21 protein-coding genes are annotated in these 21,869 nt (G+C 64.9%); 8 read left to right on the top strand and 13 right to left on the bottom strand.

Features of this window, described 5'->3' with window-relative positions; translation table 11 throughout:
• The 4 genes from ACXJ16_RS08760 to ACXJ16_RS08745 all read right to left on the bottom strand — a co-directional run bounded on the left by ACXJ16_RS08760 (window position 1) and on the right by ACXJ16_RS08745 (window position 6,562).
• Window positions 1-2,370 carry a GumC family protein gene (locus ACXJ16_RS08760; RefSeq protein WP_185997835.1) on the bottom strand — a complete coding sequence of 790 codons (2,370 nt, stop codon included), beginning with the start codon at window positions 2,368-2,370 and terminating at the stop codon, window positions 1-3.
• 120 nt (window positions 2,371-2,490) lie between these two features.
• Window positions 2,491-3,660 (bottom strand): glycosyltransferase, encoded by a 1,170-nt coding sequence (locus tag ACXJ16_RS08755; protein ID WP_054440277.1) that lies wholly within the window; start codon window positions 3,658-3,660, stop codon window positions 2,491-2,493.
• Window positions 3,657-5,123 carry a lipopolysaccharide biosynthesis protein gene (locus ACXJ16_RS08750; RefSeq protein ID WP_054440279.1) on the bottom strand — a complete coding sequence of 489 codons (1,467 nt, stop codon included), beginning with the start codon at window positions 5,121-5,123 and terminating at the stop codon, window positions 3,657-3,659. Before ACXJ16_RS08750 ends, ACXJ16_RS08755 begins: the two co-directional genes overlap by 4 nt.
• A complete protein-coding gene (locus ACXJ16_RS08745) occupies window positions 5,120-6,562 on the bottom strand; it encodes an O-antigen ligase family protein (protein ID WP_132469051.1) in 1,443 nt (480 codons plus the stop codon). Before ACXJ16_RS08745 ends, ACXJ16_RS08750 begins: the two co-directional genes overlap by 4 nt.
• 214 nt (window positions 6,563-6,776) lie before the next feature.
• On the opposite strand from ACXJ16_RS08745, the gene ACXJ16_RS08740 reads away from it, so the two are divergent.
• Window positions 6,777-8,183, top strand: a complete 1,407-nt coding sequence (locus ACXJ16_RS08740) for a pectate lyase family protein (protein WP_243692629.1) — start codon at window positions 6,777-6,779, stop codon at window positions 8,181-8,183.
• Window positions 8,180-9,376 carry a glycosyltransferase family 4 protein gene (locus tag ACXJ16_RS08735; protein ID WP_463920424.1) on the top strand — a complete coding sequence of 399 codons (1,197 nt, stop codon included), beginning with the start codon at window positions 8,180-8,182 and terminating at the stop codon, window positions 9,374-9,376. The genes ACXJ16_RS08740 and ACXJ16_RS08735 overlap by 4 nt, the downstream gene beginning before the upstream one ends.
• A gap of 92 nt (window positions 9,377-9,468) precedes the next feature.
• Here the strand turns inward: ACXJ16_RS08735 and ACXJ16_RS08730 are convergent, their stop codons facing one another.
• Complete coding sequence (locus ACXJ16_RS08730) at window positions 9,469-10,701, bottom strand: outer membrane beta-barrel protein (RefSeq protein ID WP_054440283.1); 1,233 nt, start codon at window positions 10,699-10,701, stop codon at window positions 9,469-9,471.
• Between the two features lie 4 nt (window positions 10,702-10,705).
• Complete coding sequence (locus ACXJ16_RS08725; RefSeq protein WP_292634676.1) at window positions 10,706-11,197, bottom strand: polysaccharide biosynthesis/export family protein; 492 nt, start codon at window positions 11,195-11,197, stop codon at window positions 10,706-10,708.
• Window positions 11,198-11,729: 532 nt separating this feature from the next.
• Here ACXJ16_RS08725 and ACXJ16_RS08720 point away from each other — a divergent pair.
• Window positions 11,730-11,936: a cold-shock protein gene (locus ACXJ16_RS08720; RefSeq protein ID WP_054440287.1), complete on the top strand. Its 207-nt coding sequence runs from the start codon at window positions 11,730-11,732 to the stop codon at window positions 11,934-11,936.
• Window positions 11,937-12,068: 132 nt separating this feature from the next.
• Here the strand turns inward: ACXJ16_RS08720 and ACXJ16_RS08715 are convergent, their stop codons facing one another.
• The 6 genes from ACXJ16_RS08715 to ACXJ16_RS08690 form a co-directional block, all read right to left on the bottom strand.
• Complete coding sequence (locus ACXJ16_RS08715; protein ID WP_165913222.1) at window positions 12,069-12,221, bottom strand: hypothetical protein; 153 nt, start codon at window positions 12,219-12,221, stop codon at window positions 12,069-12,071.
• Between the two features lie 61 nt (window positions 12,222-12,282).
• Window positions 12,283-12,552 carry a translation initiation factor IF-1 gene (gene infA, locus ACXJ16_RS08710; protein ID WP_054440289.1) on the bottom strand — a complete coding sequence of 90 codons (270 nt, stop codon included), beginning with the start codon at window positions 12,550-12,552 and terminating at the stop codon, window positions 12,283-12,285.
• Window positions 12,553-13,043: 491 nt separating this feature from the next.
• A complete protein-coding gene (locus ACXJ16_RS08705) occupies window positions 13,044-13,181 on the bottom strand; it encodes a hypothetical protein (protein ID WP_165913223.1) in 138 nt (45 codons plus the stop codon).
• Window positions 13,182-13,338: 157 nt separating this feature from the next.
• Window positions 13,339-13,647: a hypothetical protein gene (locus ACXJ16_RS08700; RefSeq protein ID WP_463920420.1), complete on the bottom strand. Its 309-nt coding sequence runs from the start codon at window positions 13,645-13,647 to the stop codon at window positions 13,339-13,341.
• Between the two features lie 31 nt (window positions 13,648-13,678).
• Window positions 13,679-13,903, bottom strand: a complete 225-nt coding sequence (locus ACXJ16_RS08695) for a hypothetical protein (protein WP_054440292.1) — start codon at window positions 13,901-13,903, stop codon at window positions 13,679-13,681.
• A 1,041-nt stretch (window positions 13,904-14,944) separates the two neighbouring features.
• Window positions 14,945-15,361 carry a hypothetical protein gene (locus tag ACXJ16_RS08690; protein WP_324698603.1) on the bottom strand — a complete coding sequence of 139 codons (417 nt, stop codon included), beginning with the start codon at window positions 15,359-15,361 and terminating at the stop codon, window positions 14,945-14,947.
• Between the two features lie 616 nt (window positions 15,362-15,977).
• On the opposite strand from ACXJ16_RS08690, the gene rpsL reads away from it, so the two are divergent.
• From rpsL to tuf, 4 genes are all read left to right on the top strand, one after another.
• Entirely contained in the window at window positions 15,978-16,349 is a 372-nt protein-coding gene (gene rpsL, locus ACXJ16_RS08685; protein ID WP_007682177.1) for a 30S ribosomal protein S12, read from the top strand.
• A 102-nt stretch (window positions 16,350-16,451) separates the two neighbouring features.
• A complete protein-coding gene (rpsG, locus tag ACXJ16_RS08680) occupies window positions 16,452-16,922 on the top strand; it encodes a 30S ribosomal protein S7 (RefSeq protein WP_054440295.1) in 471 nt (156 codons plus the stop codon).
• A gap of 129 nt (window positions 16,923-17,051) precedes the next feature.
• Entirely contained in the window at window positions 17,052-19,136 is a 2,085-nt protein-coding gene (gene fusA / locus ACXJ16_RS08675; protein ID WP_054440298.1) for an elongation factor G, read from the top strand.
• Between the two features lie 90 nt (window positions 19,137-19,226).
• On the top strand, window positions 19,227-20,417 hold the full coding sequence (tuf, locus tag ACXJ16_RS08670; protein WP_054440300.1) for an elongation factor Tu: 1,191 nt from the start codon (window positions 19,227-19,229) through the stop codon (window positions 20,415-20,417).
• 116 nt (window positions 20,418-20,533) lie between these two features.
• Here the strand turns inward: tuf and ACXJ16_RS08665 are convergent, their stop codons facing one another.
• Window positions 20,534-21,034, bottom strand: a complete 501-nt coding sequence (locus ACXJ16_RS08665; protein ID WP_324698608.1) for a hypothetical protein — start codon at window positions 21,032-21,034, stop codon at window positions 20,534-20,536.
• A gap of 212 nt (window positions 21,035-21,246) precedes the next feature.
• On the opposite strand from ACXJ16_RS08665, the gene rpsJ reads away from it, so the two are divergent.
• Entirely contained in the window at window positions 21,247-21,558 is a 312-nt protein-coding gene (gene rpsJ, locus ACXJ16_RS08660; RefSeq protein ID WP_007011873.1) for a 30S ribosomal protein S10, read from the top strand.
• The last annotated feature ends 311 nt before the right edge of the window (window positions 21,559-21,869 follow it).

Below are 21,869 nucleotides of genomic sequence, written 5' to 3'. Positions count from 1 at the left end.
TCAGGCTTCCACCGGCCGCCAGGAGTGGCCCCGGAACATGCGACGGATACGGGCGGCCATGGCCTCCCGGGCGGCGACCGGCGAGCTGTAGTAGCTGGCCGAGTCTGCATAATACTGCACCGAGTCCCCGTAGCGGCGGCGGGCATGTTCGGCGTAGTCCACCTGATCGAAGATCACGCCGCCCACGCTGTCGTCCAGCATTTCGAGCGCGGCGCGCATCTGGTCTCCGGTGGTGTGGCCCCAGCGGGCGACCAGCACGGTCTGGTCGGCGAAGTGGCACATCGCCCGCGCATCGCGCACGGCCAGGGCGGCCGGGGCATTGATGATGACCAGTTCGAAACGCTCGCGGAGCTGTTCGAGCAGGGTCTTGAGGCGGCTGGAGGACAGCAGCAGCGCGGGTTCCGCCACCGGTTCCTTAGCGCTCAGCAGCACGATCTGGTGCGGGCTGGCAGCTTCGACGGGGATCGGCACCCCGGCCTCGCCGTCCAGCGTCACGGGCATGTCAGGACCGTCATAGGGGTTGGCCGAGCGCGGGCTCACCAGACTGTCGAGGTTGGCGCGACCGCAGACGATGTCGACCAGATCGGGCACCTGCATGTCGCTCTGGAGGCGCTGGAGGGCGCCGCGCTTGCGCAAGTCGAGGTCGAGGATCACCGTGCGATCGCCCATGGCGATGCCCGCGGCGGCCAGCGTCAGCGAGACGGTGGACTTGCCGTCGCCGGGCAGCGGCGAGGTGACGAGCACGACCTGCGAGTTGCTGCGCTGGGCCGGCGGGCGCCGGTCGAGCGCACGCACTTCGGTATAGGCCGAGCGGGCGACTTCGGCGAAGAGCGACTGCGGCTCGCGGATGACCGGGCTTTCCTTCGGATCTTCCGAAAGGTCCTGGTTGAGCAGCGGCAGCATCCCCAGCGTCGGCAGCCCGAACAGACGGCGGATCTGGGCGGTGGTGCGCAGGCGGTCGTCAAGGAAGTCGCGGGCAAACGCGATCAGGAAGGCGAGCACGGTGGAGCCGAGCAGCGCGGTGATCGCCATCTTGACCGGGGCCGGGGCGATCGGATCGTAATTGGGAACCGCCGGCGAGACGATCGAGGAGGACACGCCTTCGAGCTGCATCTGCGCGCGAACCTGTTCGACGCGGCCGGCGATCGCCTTGTAGGCATCGTCGGCGAGAGTGGCCTCGCGGACCAGCTTTTCGAGCTGCACGGTGTTGGAGGTGTTGCGGTAGGCCATCGAGCTGAGCCCGGCGACGATGCCTTCGAGGCGCGAGGCCTGCGCGGAATCGCCGGCGGCTTCGCTGCGAGCGATCTGCGCCATCTGCGCGCCGCGCGCGGAAGCGTCGGCCTGGGCGGCGGCCTGCACGCGGCCGCGTTCCTCGGCGATGCTGCTGTCGACCGCGGCAAGCTGAGAGCCGAGGCGCTTCACGTCGGGATGGTTCGGCCCGAGGCTGGTGCCGAGCTTGGAGGCTTCGGCCACGAGTTCGCCGCGGCGGCGTTCGAGCTGGTCAAGCGCGCCGGAGGTGGCCAGCGCGGTGCTCTGCATCTGGCTGGCGCGGGCGATGCCGGCGCTGCGGGCGGCGGCGCCGTCACGCGCGGCGGTGGCTGCCGCGCTCTGCACGGCGATGCGATTGATCTGGGCGAGGTCCTCCGCGCCGCCCGCGCCCACCAGCATCTGGTGGGTTTCGCGGAAATCGGCGACGTGCCTGGCGGTTTCCTCGGCGGCGCGGGCGCGGGCCTGCTGTTCGTATTCCAGCGAGGAGAGCAGCTCGGCGCGGCGCTCGTTGCTCTTGCTGGTGCGCAGGGCGCGCACCGAAGGCGGGATCTGGTTGGCGATCTCGGCGGCCAGTTCGGGCGAGCGCGCGGTCACGGCGATCTCGATGAGGTCGGAACCCGTTTCCGAGTTCATCGTCGTCATCGACAGGACCTTGTTGGTCGCGGCCTGGTAAAGGACCTTGGCGTCCGAGGGGACATTGCCGAGTTCGCGCAGGAAGACCGGGTTGTGAACCAGATCGAGATCCCGGATCACCTGTTCGGCGGCGGAGCGCGAACGGTGCAGGCGCACCGCATTGGCGACGCGTTCCGCGTTGCGGGAATTGACGTCCGCCTGGTTGGTGCCGACTTCGTCGATCAGTTCGACCTGCACCGTGGAGGAGGAGCGATAGAGCGTGGGCGAAAGCAACTGCTGCACAAGCACCGCGAGCGTGATCGTGCCGACGATCAGGGCCATCATCGTGCGATAGCGGTAGACGACACGAAGCAGGTCGCGCGGACCGACCTGCTGTTCGGGTGGTTGGGAACCTTCCTGCGACAGCGCCGGTCCTCGATAATGTACCGGCGCGCCGCCCATTTGGCTTGGCGCGATTGCAGTCGACATGTGCCCCTCCTGCGAGGTGAAGATAGGTGCCGCCGGGTCAGGTGGCCTTCCATGTTCGACTATGCGGTGAAAGGCGGGACAGGCAAAAAGGGCATCCGTGAACGGCGCCGCTAATAGAGACTAGTCCTTTTGGGGGGCGCGGCGGCGCAGCAGGGACGAGTAGAGTTCGAGATGGCGCGCGGCCGCGTTCTCGATCGTGTACTCGCGGCTGGTGGTCAGCGCGCCCGCGGAAAACTGCCGGTAAAGCGAAGTATCCTGCATCAGCCGCATGATACCCGCGGCCAGCGCCTGCGGTCTGTCGACCGGGCAGAGCAGCCCGTTCTGGGCGGGCCGCACGAGCCCGCGATTGCCCGAGACATCCGTGGCGACCACCGGCAGGCCCATGGCCATGGCTTCAAGGATCGCCACCGAAAACCCCTCGTAGTGGGAGGTGTTGAGGAAGAGATCGCTGCGCGCGAGCAGTTCGGGCACGTCGCGCCGCTCGCCCAGGAACTGCACGACATCCTCCAGCCCCAGCTCGCGCACCTGGGCGCGGAGCGTCTCCAGCCCCTCGCCGCCACCGGCCACGCGCAGCAGCGGGGCGGGACAGGCCGGGGTCGCGCGGTCGCGCAGGATGCGGGCGGTCTCGATCAGCAGCGGATAGTTCTTCTGGTCCGAGATCGCGCCGACGCTGAGGATGCGGCAGGGCCGTTCGGGCACGAGGCGCGGCCCGGCGGCGCGGTAGCGCGCGGCGGGGGCGTTCTGGATCAGCGTGAAGGGCCGCTTCGACAGGTGCCGGTAGATGCCTGCGGTGTCGTTGCTGATGGCGACGTAGTGATGGACCACCCGGTCGAGCAGGGTGAACAGGCCGGGTGGGAAGCTGAGGCGGCTGTTGTGGTAAGTGAACACCACCGGCCCTCGGTAGCCGCAGAAGGCGAGCATGGCCACCGCGCGCACGGTATGGGCGTGAACCACGTCGGGCCGTGTTTCGGCCAGGTGGCGGCGCAAGGCGAGGATTCCCGGCAGCAGCCGCCGCCGCCGTCCGAGCGAGAGCGATTCGAAACGGCAGCCGGTGCGGTCTATCTGCGCGGCGAGTTCGGCTTCCATCTCCGCTGAATTGCCCAGCGTTCCCGCGTCGCAGAAAGCGACCACGGTGCCGGATGCGCCTTTGGCGGCAAACGCGCCGTTGAGGTTGGTGACGAGGATTTCGGCGCCGCCCGACGTCAGGCTGGTGATGATCGAGCTGACCCGGAGCGGCTGCGGCGGGCTGACGCTGCGGGCGAAGCCTTCGCTGGGGGCATGAACCGTCATGTCCGGGAATCCGCCGGCATCGGGGTAGGCACGGGTGCCGGATGCAGGGAGCCCAGGGAATCGGATGCCGGGACGGCAGTGCGCCGGGCGCTGCGGATGCCGCGCCAGAACGCGGTGTCGAGCAGGGCCACCGTGGCGATTCCGAAGGCGATATGGGCCATGTTGGCGCCGAGCGCGCCGTAATGCGGGATCAGCACGAGTGCGGAAGCGAAGAAGCTGACGGTGGCGGCGAGGCTGGAGAGCAGCACGAAAGTCGGCCGGTTCATCGCCAGCAGCGCGGCGCGGGTAGGGGTGGCATGAAGCGTCAGCAACACGGCCACGAGTTGGACCAGCAGCATGGGATAGCTGTCGGCAAAGCCGGGGCCGAACACCAGTTCGATCGCCTGCCGGCCGAGCAGCCAGCACGCCCCCACCGTGGCCAGCGCGATTCCCGCCAGCACCAGTTGCAGCACGGAAACGAGCTGGGCCATCGAATCCGGCCCCATCTTGCGCCAGAGCCGGGCGAGATCAGGGTAGATCACCGTCTGGATCATGTCGCCCGCGGTCTGCGCCACCTTGGCGATGCGGCGGGAGAGATAGTAGAGCCCGGCCGCTGCCGGTCCCGCGAAGCTGCTGACCAGCAGGGTGTCCATCTCGTGCGTCATCGTGCGCAGGGTGGAGGAGAGGTTGGTGGAGATGGCGAAGCGCATGAAGCCGGGGAAGCGGCCCGGCAGGTCGCGCAGGTCCGCCTTGAGCGGGCTGGGAATGCCGGTATCGCGAAGCGCCCGGAAACCGAGGTAGTTGAACAGCGCCGAATCGAAGATCTGGCTCACCGTCCACACCACGACGAACCAGACCAGTCCTTCTCCCAGTACGTAGAGCAGCGCCGAAAGCGCGAATCGAGCCACGAACGAGGCGAGCTGGACATAGGCGAGGATGCGGAAGCGCCCCGCCAGTCGCAGTGCCGCGCTGGCCATGCCGCGCGGGTTGCAGGCGATGGCGCAGGCGTAGATCGCCACGAGGTCCACGTCATGGGGCTGGATGCCGATCAGGTTGCCCGCCAGCCAGGCGACCAGGACGCTCATCAACGCCGCCACCAGCGCGCTGCCGACGTCCAGCAGCAGGCCATAGGCGTAAAGCGAGGACATTCTGCCGGCATCGCCGTTTTCCTCCTCCACGGCGACGAAGCGGACCAGCGGCTGCCAGGATTCGAACCGGATCAGCCGTTCGCACACCCTGCCGATGGAAAGCACCACGGCGAGGGTGCCGAACTGTTGCTGGCCCAGCGCGCGGGTGGCGATGGCGAGGCTCGCCATCATGATCATCACGCCGCCGAAATTGCCCGAGAGCAGGTGGATGATGCTCATGAGATGCGGGCGGAGCATCTCCGAGCCCTGCCAGCGTTCGCGCTGGCGGGCGATGAAGGAGGCTCCACGGCGCCAGATCGGCGCCGCGCCCTCGCTGGCACTCTCTCTCCGGTTCATCCTGCTTCCAGCGTCCGTATCGTTTGCGGGCGGAGGGAGGGCTCGTCGCCTTCCCGTTCGTCCGGTTTCCAGCTCCCGTGTCTCGGGCGCCGTTCCCGCCGTGCCGCCGTGAAAGTGGCGGCCCCGGCAAGCGCGAACATCAGCACCACCGGTCCGTTCCACATCCGCGCGAACATGTGCGGCAACGACATGGCGTACATGAAGAACACTCCCAGGCTGGCGAGCGCGGACACGCCGGCCGCCTTGTTTCTTCGGGCTATGAACAACCCCTCCACCAGCATGGCGAGGAACATGACGAAGAGTCCGAGGAAGGAGACGATCCCGCCTTCGTTGAGCACCAGCAGGTAGAGCTGGTGCACGGGCATCCCGTAAGAGCTGGCCTTGCGGTATCCGTCACTGCCGAGACCGATCAGCAGGTTGTTGCCCGACATCTGCCAGGCTTCCTCGATCAGCACCGAGCGGCCGACGAAAGTACCCGCCTTGGTCGGATCTCCGGTGACCACCGCGTCGCCCACGCGCTGCTCGAACACGGCGGGCACCGGCCCGCCGAGGCCGACATAGGCAGTCACCACCAGCAGCACCGGCACCGCGATCGAGATGACCGTGCGGATGCGCGAGAAGGCGAGGATGAAGCCGATGGACAGGATCGTCGCGGTGAAGGCGGTGAAGCTGGCGCAATAGACCAGCCCGGCCACGATCACGAGCGCGAGGGGAACCGCGAAGACCGTCTTCAGGCGCTTGTCGATCACAGCGTGGATCAGGAAGATCAGCGCGAAGACGCAGACCGCGCCGTTCGAGTTCGGCTCGCCCGTCATCGCGCCGAGGCGGCCATTGCCGGTCACCACGTACTTGTTGACGTATTGGGTGATCGCCGCGCGGCTCAGCAGGTTGACCATGGCGATGCCGATGGCCTGCGATACGGCGACGCCCAGCACATAGGCGATCGCGCATTTCTGGAGCAGTGCGTGGCTGCAGTTCGCCAGCAGCATCGGGATCAGCAGCAGCGCGAAGGCATATTGCCCGGCGACCACCGGCCAGCGTTCGGAATCGCCGTGCGTGACCGAGCCGACCAGCATCCCGCCCAGCAGCATGACCAGGCCCAGCACCCAGATCGCCGACATCCGCCCCATCATCGCCGCGTTGAGCCCGCGCGAGGCGAGCATGAGCAGCGTGCAGACGAGAAGCAGGATGTCGGACATGGTGAGGTTGAAGGCGGGAATGCGGCCCACCTGCCACCAGCTCAGGAAGAAGGCGGCGACAGGCAGCAGCACGGCGATCACGCGTTCGTATGGGGATACCGAAGCGGTCGCGGGCCGATATGCGGAATGGCCCGGAAGTCTCGCCGGCTGCTGCCACCCCGCGTCGGGGATCACGCCGGGAACCGGCTTCGGAAGCCCCGCCGGAAACTCGGGGGATGCCTGTGTGATGATAGCGGCCATGGCGGCGATCATGGTCAGGGGGGGAGGCGAAGGCAAAGGCCAGTCCGGGCAGTCCGCCAGCGCATAGATGTTAGCGCAAAAGGGTGAGGGCCGGTCCCGCGCTAAGTCGAATTGGTGACTTGTGCGCACTGGGGGCGAGGATCAAGGTCCTGCCGCAAACGGCTTTGCGGGGGGCGGGGGGCAAAGTGCTCCTGAGCCAGGCTGGAGATATGGCATGACCGCGGCAGACACCTCGAGGACAGCCCGCCCCGTTGCGAGGAAACGCGCGAACTGGCGTCCCGTCTGGTTCGGCGGCGCGGTGCTGGCGATCGTGGCCCTGGTGCTCGGCCTTGCCGGAACCGCGGGCGAGCCGGTGCTGGCGGCGGCGCCCGTGGTGCGCGCCATCGCGGGCAAGAAGGCGTTCCCGGCAGCCGTGGGCTACGGCGCCACCAGCGTGGGCGGGCGCGGCGGGCGTATCATCTACATCACCACGCTGGCCGATTCCGGCGCCGGTTCCTACCGCGCCTGTGTGACCGCGACCGGTCCGCGCGTCTGCGTGTTCCGGGTCAACGGGGTGATCCGCTTCACCCAGCGCCCGCCGTGGATCATGACCCCCTACCTGACGATCGCCGGCCAGACCGCGCCCGGCGGCGGGATCACGCTGGCCCATGCGGGCGGGTCCAACGGACTGACCCCGCTGGTCATCAAGAACACGCATGACGTGGTCGTGCGCGGCATCCGCGTGCGCACCGACCGCATCGGCCGCAATCCCGGCGGCGAGGACGATATCACCATCGAGCGGAGCAGCCGCGTGGTGATCGACCATGTCAGCGCCTCCTGGGCGCGCGACGAGGTGATCAACGGCTACGACGACAACGACGAGATCACCATCAGCAATTCGATCTTCGCCTGGGGTATCCCCAAGCATGACAAGTGCGCGCTGCTCGCCAGCGATCCGGTGGACAAGCAGAAGCTGAGCTTCATCGGCAACGTCTGCGCCCACAACGGAGACCGCAACCCCGACATCAACTTCCCGCGCGGCTCCTGCGTGGAGGTCATCAACAACGTGCTCTACAACGCCGCCTCCGAGTTCGCGGAAGTCTGGGAGAGCTACGGGGGCTCGCCGGTATCCATCGTCGGCAACAGCTTCATCGCCGGGACCAACACCAACACCAACAGCCGCGGCGTTGCCCGCGAGACGGTGGGATCGACGGGAACCGCGTCGATCTATCTGTGGGACAACAATTTCAGCGGCAACTTCAAGCATGTCAGCCCGGAAGTCGTGCCCGCGCAGGTCCAGCAGGCGCCGTGTCCGCTGACGCTCCAGCCGATGGCCGCGACGGCCGCCTATTCCTCCGTGCTCGCCCGCGCCGGGGCATTCCCGCGCGATGCCATAGACCAGCAGGTGCTCGCCGACGTGCGCGGCATCACCGGACGCATCGGCGCTCCCGTCCCGGCGATCCCCTACCAGCCTCCGGCCGCGCCTTATGCCGATAACGACAAGGACGGCATGGACGACGCCTGGGAGCGCGCCAACGGGCTCGACACCACGAAGAACGACGCCTGGGGCGACCGGAACGGCGACGGTATCGAGAACTTCGAGGAATTCCTGGCATATCGCGAAAAGGGGTTCGGCCTGTGAACAGCCTGGCTGCGCCGGTTCCCCTTGGCGGCGAGATCCCGGCCCGTGGGCGGACCGGCGGGCCGCTCACCATCTGCTTCCCCTTCGCGGGGGACGAACTGGGCGGCAGCCATGTCTCGGCGCGGGGGCTGATGGAGGGCCTCGATCCGGCGCGCTACCGCCTGCTGGTGGTGCCGGAAGTGCCGGACGGAACGATTGCGGAGTTCTTCGGCGCCTTTACCCGGACGCCTGATCCCGCCGCGCCGCGCCGCTCCTTCGTGCCTGGCGCGCGCTTCGGTCCCGGCAAGGTGCTGCGCGCGCTCGCAGGGGTACCCCGCCGGGCGCGCTTCCTGCGGGAGCATGGTATCGACGTGGTTCACAGCAATGACGGCCGCAGCCATGCGAGCTGGGCGCTGGCGGCGCGGCTGGCGGGGGCGCGGCTGGTCTGGCACCATCGCGGCGATCCCGATGCCCGCGGCCTGCGCTTCGTCGCCCCCTTGCTGGCCAGCCGGATCTTCACCGTCTCGCGGTTTTCCCTGCCGCAGGGATCGAGCGAGGCGGCCAGGGCCGCGCAAGTCGTCTACAGTCCCTTCGACACGTCGGTCAGCGCCGACTGGGCGGCGATGCGCGCCCGGATCGTCGAGGAACTCGGCTGTCCGCCCGATGCCTTGTTGTGCGGTTGGTTCGGCAACTTCGTGAAGCGCAAGCGGCCATTGGAGTTCGTGGAGGCCGTGGAGCGGCTGGGCGCCATGCTCGACCGTCCGGTCGTCGGCCTGATGTTCGGCGATCCGCGCAACACCGAGGTGGGAGATGCACTGCCCGAGCGGATCGCGCGGGTATCCGGCAATGCCCGCGTCCACATGATGGGCTATCGCTCGCCGGGGCATGAATGGCTGGCGGGCTGCGACCTGCTGCTGGTTCCCGCCGCGCGCGAGCCGCTTGGCCGCACGCTGGTGGAGGCGATGCTGGTCGGCACGCTTGTCGTCGCCACGGATTCGGGCGGCAACCCCGAGGCGCTGGAAGGCGGCTGCGGTGTGCTCTGCCCGCTCGACGATCCCGCCGCCATGGCGCGCGCGGCCGCCGACCTGCTTGCCGATCCGGAACGGATCGACGCGATCCGCCGGCATGCACGGCTCGAAGCCAGGCGGCGCTTCTCAAAGGAGAATCACGTCCGTCAGGTCAGCACGGTCTACGAGGAACTGGCGCGAGGCTGAAGGGGAAGGGCGCGCGGCACGGGCCGACCCCGCACACGGCAGCACACACCCGGGGCGCTCCCCTGGGTGTGTGCTGCCGGCGGGGTGCCCGGTCAGAACCGGATGCGCAGTGCGACGCCGGTGCGGAAGCGGTCGAACTCCTGGGTGCCGTCATCGCCGGTCCGCTTGCCGAAATTGGCGTATCCGGCCAGCGACATATTGCGCGACATCACATATTCGATCTCGCCCGATGCCGTTACGGTCTGCTCCTTGGTTCCCGAGCCGTTGTAGCGCGAGCGGCGATAGCCGGCGCCCACCGTTGCGAACAGGTTGTGCCTGATCTCCTGCTGCACCGCCAGCTTGACGGTCGTGTCCGTGCGGGACTGGGCGCCGGTGCGGAAGGTCGCGACGTCGCCGTTGAAAGCGTCGAGGATCACCGCGGTGCGGCGCGTGGGATGATAGGTCAGGTTGCCCGAGACCGAGAGCCCGGTGCGGCCCGGCGTGCCCGGGTCGTCGGGTTCGAGGCGGAAGAAGCCTGCCGACAGATTGCCCTCCAGCACGCCTCCCGGCTGGATCTGGATGCCTCCGCGCATGCCCCAGGTGGTGGTGTTGCGCTTGTCGCCCTCGGAAGTCCTTTCGATCCTGAAATCACGCCGCACGGCAAAGGCGCTCAGGGTGACGAAGGTGATGCCCGATACCCGCCAGCCGGCCGTGGCAAGGGCGCTGTAGCCGGTGAAGTCCCGGTTGGCGTCCGCCGCGGAAACCGCGTCGTACTGGGTAATGTTGCCCTGAAGGTCGAATAGCAGGCGCGCCGTTTCATGGTGCGCGCGCAGTTCGCCGCCCAGGCTGTCGATCTCGCGCGGGCCGGAGTTCGGGTCCTGCCGGGATTCCGGCGAGCCGCGCTCCTCGACCGCGCGCTGCCAGAACCCGCGCCCCGTTACCGAAGTGGAAGGATCGGGAGACCAGCGCGCCGAGCCCTGGAGCAGCCAGGCCTCGGTATTCTCGGTCTTGAGATCGGCGAAGCGCCGGATCGTGGACGTGGCCAGCACTTCGCCGCTGACGACGCCGGGCGCGGTGCGGGCCCTGATCTCGGGCGTGATTTCGAGATGCACGTCGTCCCGGGCATTGGCGGGTTCGGCGTAGACGTTGCTGTCGTACTCGATCCGGGCTTCGCCGCCCATGGTAACGTCGATCGAGCCGAGGTGGATCGGCAGTTCCCGGTAGGACCTGTCGTTGGGATAGACCGCCGGCGCGGTCGAGCCGATGTCGCGTGCCTGGGCCAGTGCCTGCTGCGGAGTCGCCAGCAGGAGCGGGACCGGGACGGCCAGTGCGATTGCCCCCCGCACGGCGTCAGAACCAGCGCTCGTAGACCCGGATACGGTCTCCGGGGAGGATGATGGTGGTTTCGTCCGCCTGCGCGGTCACGTCCTTGCCGTCGACCTGCCGGGTGATCGCCACCTTGCCGGTCTGCGCGCGGTAAGTGTAGCCCCCCGCCGCCGAAAGCGCTGCCAGCACGGTCATGCCCTGGCGATAGGCGAACTGGCCGGGCTGGTTGACCTCGCCCACCACATAGAACGGGCGCAGTTCCACCGGGCCGACGTTGACCACCGGGTCGCCGGTCATGATCCCCTGGCGCAGCAGCGTGGCGGCGATGCCCTGTTCGATCTCCCGGTAGGTGAGCCCGGCGACGTTCACCTGCTTGATATAGGGCAGCGAGATCGCGCCGGTATCCTCGACAATGTAGTCGCCGTCGGCGGTCGTCAGATCCTGGACCACGATATGCAGCTTGTCGCCCGCACCCACGCGGTAGGGACCTGCCTGCGTGGATGCGAGCGTGGGCATGGATGCCGTGGGCGAGGAACATGCCCCCAGCATCAATGACGAAGCGAGCGTCGCGGCAAGCGGGGCCGCGAGAATGTGCCTGAAACGGAACAGGCGCGATAACTGGTGCGACATATGGGGTGCCCTCCCTGGAAAGACCTGCCACCCGGCGCCCTGCCTTCGGGGGAAACCGCCCCGCCGATGGCTGACACGCCCATGGATTCGTCACCTGCTAGGTTACGAAAATGACGGCGGATTTCCTTGGTTATTAAGGGCTAGGCGGTGGCGAACTCGGAGAACAGTCCGCGAAAATACTCGGGCGAAGGGGGATCATCCGCCCGAGAACAGTTCCAGCTAGGGACCGGGGCGCTGTTGTGATATAGCCGTTGGCGCTGACGTCGAATTTGCGACGGGTTTCGGCAATATTGGGTCCGGGCCGGAATTTTCCGATCCGAACTTCAACTGCGACGATTTCCTTTCACTTGACGATTTGACGCACTACCGGACTGCAATCTCGCAGGCCGAAAACACCGTTTCTTGAAAGGAAACACCCATGCCGATCGGCACCGTGAAGTTCTTCAACACCGACAAGGGTTACGGCTTCATTTCGCCCGAGGACGGCGGCCAGGACAGCTTCGTCCACATCAGCGCTGTTCAGAACGCCGGGATGCAGACGCTGAACAAGGACCAGCGCGTTTCCTACGAAGTCGAAGTCGGCCGCAATGGCAAGGCTTCTGCCGTGAACCTGCAGTCGGCCTGATTGCAGAAGAACCGGGGCGCGGCATATGCCGACCCCGGTTCTTACCCCGCAAGCTGCGGTTTGTGGATTTTTGCCCGAGGCGGCGCGTCCTGCGCGCCGCCCGGTAAGTGCCTTCAGGAGGAAGGGTCGACCTCAGTCGACCATCGCGGCGACAAGCCGCTGGAGATCCTCTCGTGACAGGCTGGTCCGGCTGGCGTCCCGCGCAGGGCGCGGGAGATGCCGGATCTGATGTGTATTGAAGGCATTGGTAGAGCGATGGATCGCTCCCGAAAAATCTGTAATCATCTATTCCTGAATTTCGCGGCTCATGGCCGCCCTGAATCAGCGGCCCTTGGCCGCATTGCGTTTATCGTTTGAAGCCGCCGCGCTTGCGCGGCGGGCCACCGGCCTGGCCGGGGGTGCGTTCGCGGAACACGATGCGACCCTTGGTGAGGTCGTAAGGCGTCATTTCCACGTGTACGCGGTCGCCAACGACGGAGCGGATGCGGAACTTGCGCATCTTGCCCGCGGTGTAGGCGATGATCTTGTGCTCGTTGTCGAGCAGAACGGCGAAGCGCCCATCGGGGAGGATTTCCTCGATGTAGCCTTCCATAGTAAGCAATTCTTCCTTGGCCATCCGGTTCCGTCCATAGTCAATTTGCGTCAGGTCCCGCCGTCCGCACATCGAAAGGCGAGCCATCAAGGCCAAGCAGCTAGAAATGGGAGGCAGGGCTGAAGTTCCAGCCGGCAAAATCCCGTCGCAGGCGACGCAGCACCCGCCACATGGTGTCTAAACGTCAAAATTGCAAGCTATTCCGTGCTGCATCGGCGCATCGATTTCTGTTCGCGGCCACTTCTACGCCGGTTTGGGCGCGGGATTTTCAAGCCGTTTCAGGCCTGATGAAGGTTGCAGGGCCGATTCAGGGGCTGGAGCAATTATCCTTGCCATCATCCCCGTCATTTCATGGCGGGCCGGTTTAACGCGGCCGGCGGCGTGTAGGAAAATGTTTCGTGAGGGCCGTGGCTCAGCGACGCACTGGCCAAACGGGGGCGGATGCTCCCGCGCCCCTCCGCCAGCCGGGGGTGTGGCGGGCGGAGGGGCGGGATCAGGGCCTCAGGGGCAAGGCCTCACAGCTTGTCCCTGGGCTTGCGGATGGTGGTGACGACCTGCGAGTCCGTGGAAAGGCCCAAGGAAGGCGCGGGCTTGGTCTTGGCTGCCTTGGGCTTGCGGATTTCCCGCGTGCTGCGCTTCTGCGACTTGGCCATGTTCGTGCTCCTGCTTTCAAGCGGGGGCGCGTTTTATCCCTCAGCCGCGGGAGGCTTGGTGTCCGGTTCCCGCGATGGCTGCTTCTAGCACCGATCGCCCCAAGACGTGTACGAATTCGGGGAAAGGCCGCTTCGGCCGATTCGATCCTGCGCGAGATCAGGCCCGGGCGGATACGGTGGCGGACCAGGCCTCGCTGCGCAGCAGGTCCACGGCCGCCGCCGCCAGCGCCTGGCTGCGATAGCCGCCGCACTCGACCAGCACAGTGCCCACGCAGGAAACCAGCCGCCACCGCCAGTCGCCCCCGGCGAACAGGGTGGAGGTCACGCTGACGGATTCCGCGCGGAAGATGTCGAAGTGGGAAGCCGCATCGCCCTGCACTCCAGGGCGGGCCGCGTTGCTGCGGTCCAATGGCCGGGCGCCCTCGCGGATGGGGGCTTGGACGATCAGGTTGAGTTGCGGTGCCATCGGACGGTCCTTCACGTCGGCGCGTCCGGGCCTACCAGGGGCCCCGGGCGCGATAGAAGGGGAAGCGCCTGACGACGCCTTCGACGATATGGCCCTTGAGCCTGCGCCGCATTTCGTCCGCGCCTTCTCCCCGCGTGCAGACCAGATGCGTCCCGCCCGTGGGCAAGGGCTCGATGGTGCTGATAGACACGGCGAACTTGTCGCAAAGCGCGATCACGTCTGCCTCGGGCAGGTTCACGTTGATGGCGCGGCTCATCGTGCGGATGCCGATGACGTGAAATAACGGGTGAGATGAAAAGCCATGGCCTTGCTCCACTTCATAAGCGGGAGCACGGAGCTCTCAGTCGAAGCATTGCCTGTAGACGGAATTCTCTTCGATGGTTCCTAGATAGATATTTGCACGAGTTCGCACAAGCCGGACAGAAAATAATAAAATCCCTTGTTCACGGCGTGAGTCGATTCTCGCTCTTCTGACGTCGCGGGGGCGTGGCCCAATTCCTCCGGCCGCTTTTTCGGTCTCTCGATCCTCAGGCCTCGATTGCGGACAATTCAGCGGGTCGGAGCCGGATCAGCGACTGCCTTGCACCCATTACCGCCGGACGGCAGGTATCTTCCATTGATCGAAAGCGGCCGCTCGTTCAGGCGAGGCCGCCCTATGTTACGCGAGAAAAGCTGTCGGTCCGCGACCGCCCCATTACGGACATTAGGCGCGAGGTTAAACATAGCCTTATGACAAGAAAAATTGTGGCACTACTTCTGCTATGCCTTGGGTCTGCTTGCGCCACAGACATGTATTCTGACACGCCAGCTTGCCGTGATGGTGACGCGAACACGGTTTGTCCGGTCGATGGCTCAAGGGATGGAGACGAAAACGCTAAACCAAGCCGTTTCGCATCGGGGGAAAGCAAGCCTGAGCTTCTCAGGCAAATACAACTGGCGGTCGAAGGAGACATTAGCTTCGCAGGTCACTACTCTACTGCCTACGTTCCCTGTGGCACTGCATGCGGCAGCTACTGGTTTGTGGACCGCCGCAGTGGGCTAGTCTTTTCCGCTCCGGGCGAAGCGGGTGACGGACAGATGATTTGGGACATCAAGACCAGTCATGATAGCGATGTCGTGGAAGTGACCTACGGGTCGCGCGACGGCAGCAACACTGGCGCGTGTGCGAAGCAGGCGTTCCGCTGGATAGGAACGAAGTTCGTTGAGGCAATGCCAAAGGAACCGACTAGCTGCCCCGCCTAATGACAGCTTCCCCCCCGTTGCGGCCCTCGCGATCCGTCTCAAGGCCCATCAGCGTCTACATCGCCATCCTCAAAAAGAGCGTGTGTTCTGTCGATCGGGCATCGCTCGCCAGCGCCTTCATAGTTTTCAGGGGTTCAATTAAGTCCGCCCCGGAGACACCATGATAGGAAAGTTCCTTTGATCGCGCCCATCGATCCGCCGCGTTCGCAAAGCTGTCCTCGTTTAATTCATCCAAACGAATGACAAGCTCATCAGGTATTGCAAAGACCCAAGGTCCCTCGGGCGAGCCAATCGCGACTAAAAACTCTTCTCCAGCCAAGCGTGAAGCATCCGCACTCTGATCCACGGCTTTCCAGAGCGCAGCAAGAACTGAGTTATCAGCATTGTTCGTGCGGTAGATGGGCGTGCGAGCCATGTCCGTGGAGAGCGCGACGCCATCGTCAGCGCGGCCTAGAAAGAATTCCGTCAGCAAAGCACACTCCTCGGTTGACGTTGCTCAGGTCGACACTGAAGCGCAAAAGCCGATCGTCCGCAATCCACCCCTTCCTGACGTCAAAGCTATCTTCCGCAGCTTCCGCATAGGGATGGGAGGGGAGGCGGATTGCGCCTGAACTTGACCCTGCGGCTCGGATCACCTAAGGGCCGCCATCTCCTGCGGGTTCGCTCGTGGGAAACGACATAGAGCTGAACATTGTCATGTCGGCATTTTTTGGGACTTTTCCGTGGCTTGGCCATGAGGAGGTCTCTTCGGAAATACCTTGTGCCGAGTCGTGCAGGGGGTTTTCGAAGGTGCGCATGGCAAAGTAATCCGGTGTTTCTGACCGGGTGGAGTGTTTTTCGGCTCACGTTCGACGGTTGCCAGGTTGCAGACCGCCATCGTTCCCGATCCGGGATCGGCGCGGCAGGTGCGGCCCGGGTGTTCACCGTTCGGCGTGACTCTCGAATTTCCTCATCCTTTCAGATGCTCCGGGGCCCGTTGTCGGTTTGGTCCCTTGGGGTGCGAAGGGTTCGCGCCGGTGCTGTCCGTCTCGACGGGCAAGATGCTCCGGCCCGGATCCATCGCACTCCCATTTGAAAGAAGAGTATAGATGCCCACTATCAACCAGCTGATCCGCAAGGGTCGCGAACCGCAGAAGGCCAAGTCGAAGGTTCCTGCGATGGAGCAGAACCCGCAGAAGCGCGGCGTCTGCACCCGCGTGTACACCACGACCCCGAAGAAGCCGAACTCGGCTCTCCGCAAGGTCGCCAAGGTGCGCCTGACCAACAGCCGCGAAGTCATTTCGTACATCCCGGGTGAAGGCCACAACCTGCAGGAGCACTCGGTCGTGCTCATCCGCGGCGGCCGCGTTCGCGACCTTCCCGGCGTGCGCTACCACATCCTGCGCGGCGTGCTCGACACGCAGGGCGTCAAGGATCGCAAGCAGTCGCGCTCGAAGTACGGCGCCAAGCGTCCGAAGTAAGCTGGTAGCGGCATGAGGGCCTGACGTTCTCTGCCGCACGGTACTGGATCTACCGGCCGGTGATGCTCACGCTCCCGCCCGAAACAACAAGGAATACCAACGATGTCACGTCGTCGTCGTCCCGAGAAGCGGGAAATCCTGCCTGATCCCAAGTTCGGTGATCAGACCCTGTCGAAGTTCATGAACAACCTCATGCTCGACGGCAAGAAGTCGGTCGCTGAATCGATCGTCTACGGTGCTCTCGACACCATGGAAACCCGCGCCAAGGCCGATCCGGTCCAGCTGTTCCACGATGCCCTGAACAACGTGAAGCCGCAGATCGAAGTCCGCAGCCGCCGCGTCGGTGGCGCGACCTACCAGGTTCCCGTCGAAGTGCGCCCCGAGCGCGCCCAGGCCCTGGCCATCCGCTGGCTCATCACCGCCGCCCGCAACCGTCCCGAGACCACCATGTCGGCGCGTCTCTCGGGCGAGCTGCTCGACGCTGCCAACAACCGCGGCAACGCCGTGAAGAAGCGCGAAGACACGCACCGCATGGCGGACGCGAACCGCGCCTTCTCGCACTACCGCTGGTAATGTGCGTGGTGTCGCCCGGATCGGCCCCTTCAGAGGCGGTCATCCGGGCGTCACACTTTTAATTCAGGGGGCGGGGGCCTATCTGACGGTCGGTCCCAACCCCGAACACTCCTGCTAAGGATTCTCACCATGGCACGCAGCCATCCGCTCAATATGTACCGCAACATCGGTATTATGGCGCACATCGACGCCGGTAAGACCACGACTACCGAGCGCATCCTCTATTACACCGGCAAGTCCTACAAGATCGGCGAAGTCCACGACGGCGCCGCGACCATGGACTGGATGGAGCAGGAGCAGGAACGCGGGATCACCATCACCTCGGCTGCGACCACCTGCTTCTGGACGTCCGAGGGCCAGGAATACCGCATCAACATCATCGACACCCCCGGCCACGTTGACTTCACCATTGAAGTCGAACGTTCGCTGCGCGTGCTCGACGGTGCGGTCGCCTGCTTCGACGGCGTTGCCGGCGTTGAGCCGCAGTCGGAAACCGTGTGGCGCCAGGCTGACAAGTACGGCGTTCCGCGCATGTGCTTCATCAACAAGCTCGACCGTACCGGCGCGAACTTCAAGTACTGCGTGCAGTCGATCATCGACCGCCTCGGTGCCAAGCCTGCCGTGCTCTACATTCCGATCGGCCTCGAAGCCGACCTGAAGGGCCTGGTCGACCTCGTTCACAACCGCGCGATCATCTGGAAGGACGAATCGCTCGGCGCCGAATTCTTCTACGAAGAAATCCCGGCTGAACTCGCTGACGAAGCTGCCGAATACCGTGAAAAGCTGCTCGAACTCGCTGTCGAGCAGGACGATGCGGTTCTGGAAGCCTACCTCGAAGGCAATGAGCCCGACGTCGCCACGCTGAAGTCGCTGATCCGCAAGGGCACGCTGAACCACTCGTTCGTTCCGGTCGTTTGCGGCTCGGCGTTCAAGAACAAGGGCGTTCAGCCCCTGCTCGACGCCGTCGTTGACTACCTGCCTTCGCCGCTCGACATCGAAGACGTCCAGGGCGTCAAAGTCGACAGCGACGAGCCCGACAGCCGTCCGCCGGAAGACAACGCTCCGTTCTCGGCGCTGGCCTTCAAGGTCATGAACGATCCCTTCGTGGGCTCGCTCACCTTCATCCGTATCTACTCGGGTACGCTCTCGAAGGGTTCGTACCTGAACTCGGTGAAGGGCAAGAAGGAAAAGGTCGGCCGCATTCTCGAAATGCACGCCAACGACCGTAAGGACATCGACGAATCCTTCGCGGGTGACATCGTTGCTCTTGCCGGCATGAAGGAAACCACCACGGGCGACACGCTCTGCGCCGAACGCGCGCCGATCGTGCTCGAACGCATGGAATTCCCCGAGCCGGTCATCGAACTGTCGGTGGAACCGAAGACCAAGGCCGACCAGGAGAAGATGGGCGTCGCGCTCAACCGTCTCTCGGCCGAAGATCCCTCGTTCCGCGTCACTACCGATCACGAATCGGGCCAGACGATCATCAAGGGCATGGGCGAACTTCACCTGGACATCATCGTCGACCGCATGCGTCGCGAGTTCAAGGTCGAAGCCAACGTCGGCGCTCCGCAGGTTGCCTATCGCGAATACCTCGCGAAGCCGGTGGACATCGACTACACCCACAAGAAGCAGTCGGGCGGTACCGGTCAGTTCGGTCGCGTGAAGGTCAAGGTCACGCCGGGCGAGCGCGGTGCGGGCATCACCTTCAAGGACGAGATCAAGGGCGGTAACATTCCGAAGGAATATATCCCCGCGATCGAAAAGGGCATGCGCGAAACCGCTGCCTCGGGCTCGCTGGTCGGCTTCCCGATCATCGACTTCGACATCGTCCTCTACGACGGTGCCTACCACGACGTCGACTCGTCGGCCCTGGCCTTCGAAATCGCCGGTCGCGGTGCCATGCGTGAAGTCGCCCAGAAGGCCGGCATCAAGCTGCTCGAACCGATCATGAAGGTCGAAGTCGTTACCCCCGAGGAATACCTCGGCGACGTCATCGGCGACATGAACAGCCGTCGTGGCCAGATCCAGGGCACCGACAGCCGCGGCAATGCCCAGGTCGTCGAATCGATGGTCCCGCTGGCCAACATGTTCGGCTATGTGAACCAGCTCCGCTCGTTCACCCAGGGTCGTGCGAACTACTCGATGTTCTTCTCCCATTATGACGAAGTCCCGGCGAACGTCGCGGCTGAGGTCAAGGAGAAGCTTGCCTAAACGGCAAGATCATTCTAGGGGCGGCGCCTGTTTCGGCGGGCGTTGCCTCACATCCCGCAGATACAATTCAAGCGAAAGAAGGTTTGTAAGATGGCGAAGGCAAAATTCGAGCGGAACAAGCCGCACTGCAACATCGGCACCATCGGTCACGTCGACCACGGCAAGACCACCCTCACGGCTGCCATCACCAAGGTCATGTCGGAAGCGTTCGGCGGTGAAGCCGTTGACTTCGCAAACATCGACAAGGCTCCGGAAGAGCGCGAGCGCGGCATCACGATCTCGACCGCTCACGTCGAGTACGAGACCGAAGCCCGTCACTACGCGCACGTCGACTGCCCGGGTCACGCTGACTACGTGAAGAACATGATCACCGGTGCCGCCCAGATGGACGGCGCGATCCTGGTTGTGAACGCTGCTGACGGCCCGATGCCGCAGACCCGCGAACACATCCTGCTCGCCCGCCAGGTCGGCGTGCCGCAGCTGGTCGTGTACATGAACAAGGTCGACCAGGTCGATGACGAAGAGCTCCTCGAGCTCGTCGAACTCGAAGTGCGCGAACTGCTCTCGTCGTATGACTTCGACGGCGACAACATCCCCGTCGTCAAGGGTTCGGCTCTCGCCGCCCTCGAAGGCCGTGACGACAACATCGGCAAGGAATCGATCCTTGCGCTGATGAAGGCTGTCGACGACTACATCCCGCAGCCCCCGCGTCCCACCGACAAGGCATTCCTGATGCCCGTCGAAGACGTGTTCTCGATCTCGGGTCGTGGTACGGTTGTTACCGGCCGCGTCGAAACCGGCATCGTCAAGGTTGGTGAAGAAGTCGAAGTCGTCGGTATCCGCGACACGCAGAAGACCACCGTCACCGGCGTCGAAATGTTCCGCAAGCTGCTCGACCAGGGTGAAGCCGGCGACAACATCGGCGCGCTGGTTCGTGGCCTGAAGCGCGACGACGTGGAGCGTGGCCAGGTTCTCGCCAAGCCGGGCACCGTGACCCCGCACACCGAGTTCTCGGCTGAAGTCTACGTTCTGTCGAAGGACGAAGGCGGCCGTCACACGCCGTTCTTCGCCAACTACCGTCCGCAGTTCTACTTCCGCACCACCGACGTGACCGGCGAAGTGATCCTTCCCGAGGGCACCGAAATGGTGATGCCGGGCGACAACGTTTCGCTGACCGTGAAGCTGATCGCTCCGATCGCCATGGACGAAGGTCTCCGCTTCGCAATCCGCGAAGGCGGCCGCACCGTCGGTTCGGGCGTCGTTGCCACGATCACGAAGTAATTCGCTGATCTTGCAGCTACGGCTAAAGTGATTGGCCCGGCGTCTCGAAAGAGGCGCCGGGCTTTTCGCGTTTATGGAGTTAAGGCGTTTGTGGCGCTCGAGGCCCCGGCGTAGGGCTAGTGTGCCCGCAACTCGCCCTGTCCGATCTTCCATGCATCCGAGCCTTTGGGTGCTGCGGGAATGGACGCCAGGTCGATGTAGTAGACAGGTTCCGGCACGTGGCCGAACGGTATGGTGATGCAGGGGCCTAGGCAGCCAGGCAGGTCCCAGAGGTCGGGCGGGTAGGCCGCGCCCGTACGCGTGCTTTCGTCGACGGATTTCGAAGCCGGGACGCGCTGGTCAGTGCCATCGCCGCCGTGGGAGCAGACGACGATCGTGCCGTCATTGCCGCCATTGCTGGCACGGGCGGCAGCACGGCAGGCCTCATCAACGGCAGCGCCCTTGGCGTCTGGCATGGTGGCGTGGGCGGAAAGCGTGTTGGTATCGTCGATGTCGATGGGGACGCCCGTTTGGCCGGGGCCGTAGCCGGAGCTGTCGGCTGCTGCGGTGGCGGGCGCCAGGCATGCAAGGGTGAGCGCGGCAAGCGTGCTGGAAATTGTCGTGGTGATGGAGGGCATTGAAAGCGCCTTCTGCTAGGCGTCGCCATGCCAACCTAGGATGCGGAACGGAGGTAGGGAAGGGGCGATGCGACGAACCGCGTTGGCGACCTTCGGGAACCTGCCGGACTTCGTGAAATCAGGGCTTGCTCGACTCGGCATCACCGTGTAGTGGCGCGGTTCGAATTTGACGGGGCTTCGGCCCTTTGGCTCTTTCTCATCGGTAGTAGGTAATGGAAGCTCAGAACATCCGTATCCGCCTCAAGGCGTTTGACCATCGCGTGCTCGACCAGGCTACTGGCGAAATCGCTGACACGGCCCGCCGTACCGGCGCTCTGATTCGTGGGCCCATTCCTCTGCCGACGAAGATCGAGAAGTTCACGGTCAACCGTGGCCCGCACATCGACAAGAAGTCGCGTGAGCAGTTCGAAGTCCGCACCTACAAGCGTCTGCTTGACATCGTGCAGCCGAACGCAGCTACCGTCGACGCTCTGATGAAGCTCGATCTGGCTGCCGGCGTGAACGTCGAAATCAAGCTGGCCTAAGCCGGTTTGCGGGGTGACCGAAAGGTTGCCCCGAAAGTCCTTTCCGATCGGACTTTAAACGATCGAGGCGAAATTCGGATCTTCGGATCCAAATTGTCCTTGTCGGCCCGATGGCCGGCTTTGCGGGGAGAAACCCGCAGAGACAGCGCCCCGGGCGGCAAGCCGCCGGGGGACACAAGGGATACCTCCGCCGTCTCCTTCGGGAAGCGTCGGGAATGCGTCCCCCGTCTCGTTTCCGCGGTCCATGATGGGCTGGCAGGGAACACCTGACCCGGACGGGGTTCGTATCACAACCAGGGTTGGACACGCGT

The sequence above is a fragment of the Novosphingobium sp. TK71 genome (assembly GCF_055361505.1).
This window is presented reverse-complemented; position numbering and strand designations above follow the sequence as displayed.

What these genes read in the sequence shown, in the direction of transcription:
- ACXJ16_RS08760 (WP_185997835.1), bottom strand. Translation starts at nt 2,370, where the DNA reads ATGTCGACTGCAATCGCGCCAAGCCAAATGGGCGGCGCGCCGGTACAT.
- ACXJ16_RS08755 (WP_054440277.1), bottom strand. Translation starts at nt 3,660, where the DNA reads ATGACGGTTCATGCCCCCAGCGAAGGCTTCGCCCGCAGCGTCAGCCCG.
- ACXJ16_RS08750 (WP_054440279.1), bottom strand. Translation starts at nt 5,123, where the DNA reads ATGAACCGGAGAGAGAGTGCCAGCGAGGGCGCGGCGCCGATCTGGCGC.
- ACXJ16_RS08745 (WP_132469051.1), bottom strand. Translation starts at nt 6,562, where the DNA reads ATGGCCGCTATCATCACACAGGCATCCCCCGAGTTTCCGGCGGGGCTT.
- ACXJ16_RS08740 (WP_243692629.1), top strand. Translation starts at nt 6,777, where the DNA reads ATGACCGCGGCAGACACCTCGAGGACAGCCCGCCCCGTTGCGAGGAAA.
- ACXJ16_RS08725 (WP_292634676.1), bottom strand. Translation starts at nt 11,197, where the DNA reads ATGCCCACGCTCGCATCCACGCAGGCAGGTCCCTACCGCGTGGGTGCG.
- ACXJ16_RS08720 (WP_054440287.1), top strand. Translation starts at nt 11,730, where the DNA reads ATGCCGATCGGCACCGTGAAGTTCTTCAACACCGACAAGGGTTACGGC.
- ACXJ16_RS08715 (WP_165913222.1), bottom strand. Translation starts at nt 12,221, where the DNA reads ATGATTACAGATTTTTCGGGAGCGATCCATCGCTCTACCAATGCCTTC.
- infA (WP_054440289.1), bottom strand. Translation starts at nt 12,552, where the DNA reads ATGGCCAAGGAAGAATTGCTTACTATGGAAGGCTACATCGAGGAAATC.
- ACXJ16_RS08705 (WP_165913223.1), bottom strand. Translation starts at nt 13,181, where the DNA reads ATGGCCAAGTCGCAGAAGCGCAGCACGCGGGAAATCCGCAAGCCCAAG.
- ACXJ16_RS08700 (WP_463920420.1), bottom strand. Translation starts at nt 13,647, where the DNA reads ATGGCACCGCAACTCAACCTGATCGTCCAAGCCCCCATCCGCGAGGGC.
- ACXJ16_RS08695 (WP_054440292.1), bottom strand. Translation starts at nt 13,903, where the DNA reads ATGAGCCGCGCCATCAACGTGAACCTGCCCGAGGCAGACGTGATCGCG.
- rpsL (WP_007682177.1), top strand. Translation starts at nt 15,978, where the DNA reads ATGCCCACTATCAACCAGCTGATCCGCAAGGGTCGCGAACCGCAGAAG.
- rpsG (WP_054440295.1), top strand. Translation starts at nt 16,452, where the DNA reads ATGTCACGTCGTCGTCGTCCCGAGAAGCGGGAAATCCTGCCTGATCCC.
- fusA (WP_054440298.1), top strand. Translation starts at nt 17,052, where the DNA reads ATGGCACGCAGCCATCCGCTCAATATGTACCGCAACATCGGTATTATG.
- tuf (WP_054440300.1), top strand. Translation starts at nt 19,227, where the DNA reads ATGGCGAAGGCAAAATTCGAGCGGAACAAGCCGCACTGCAACATCGGC.
- ACXJ16_RS08665 (WP_324698608.1), bottom strand. Translation starts at nt 21,034, where the DNA reads ATGCCCTCCATCACCACGACAATTTCCAGCACGCTTGCCGCGCTCACC.
- rpsJ (WP_007011873.1), top strand. Translation starts at nt 21,247, where the DNA reads ATGGAAGCTCAGAACATCCGTATCCGCCTCAAGGCGTTTGACCATCGC.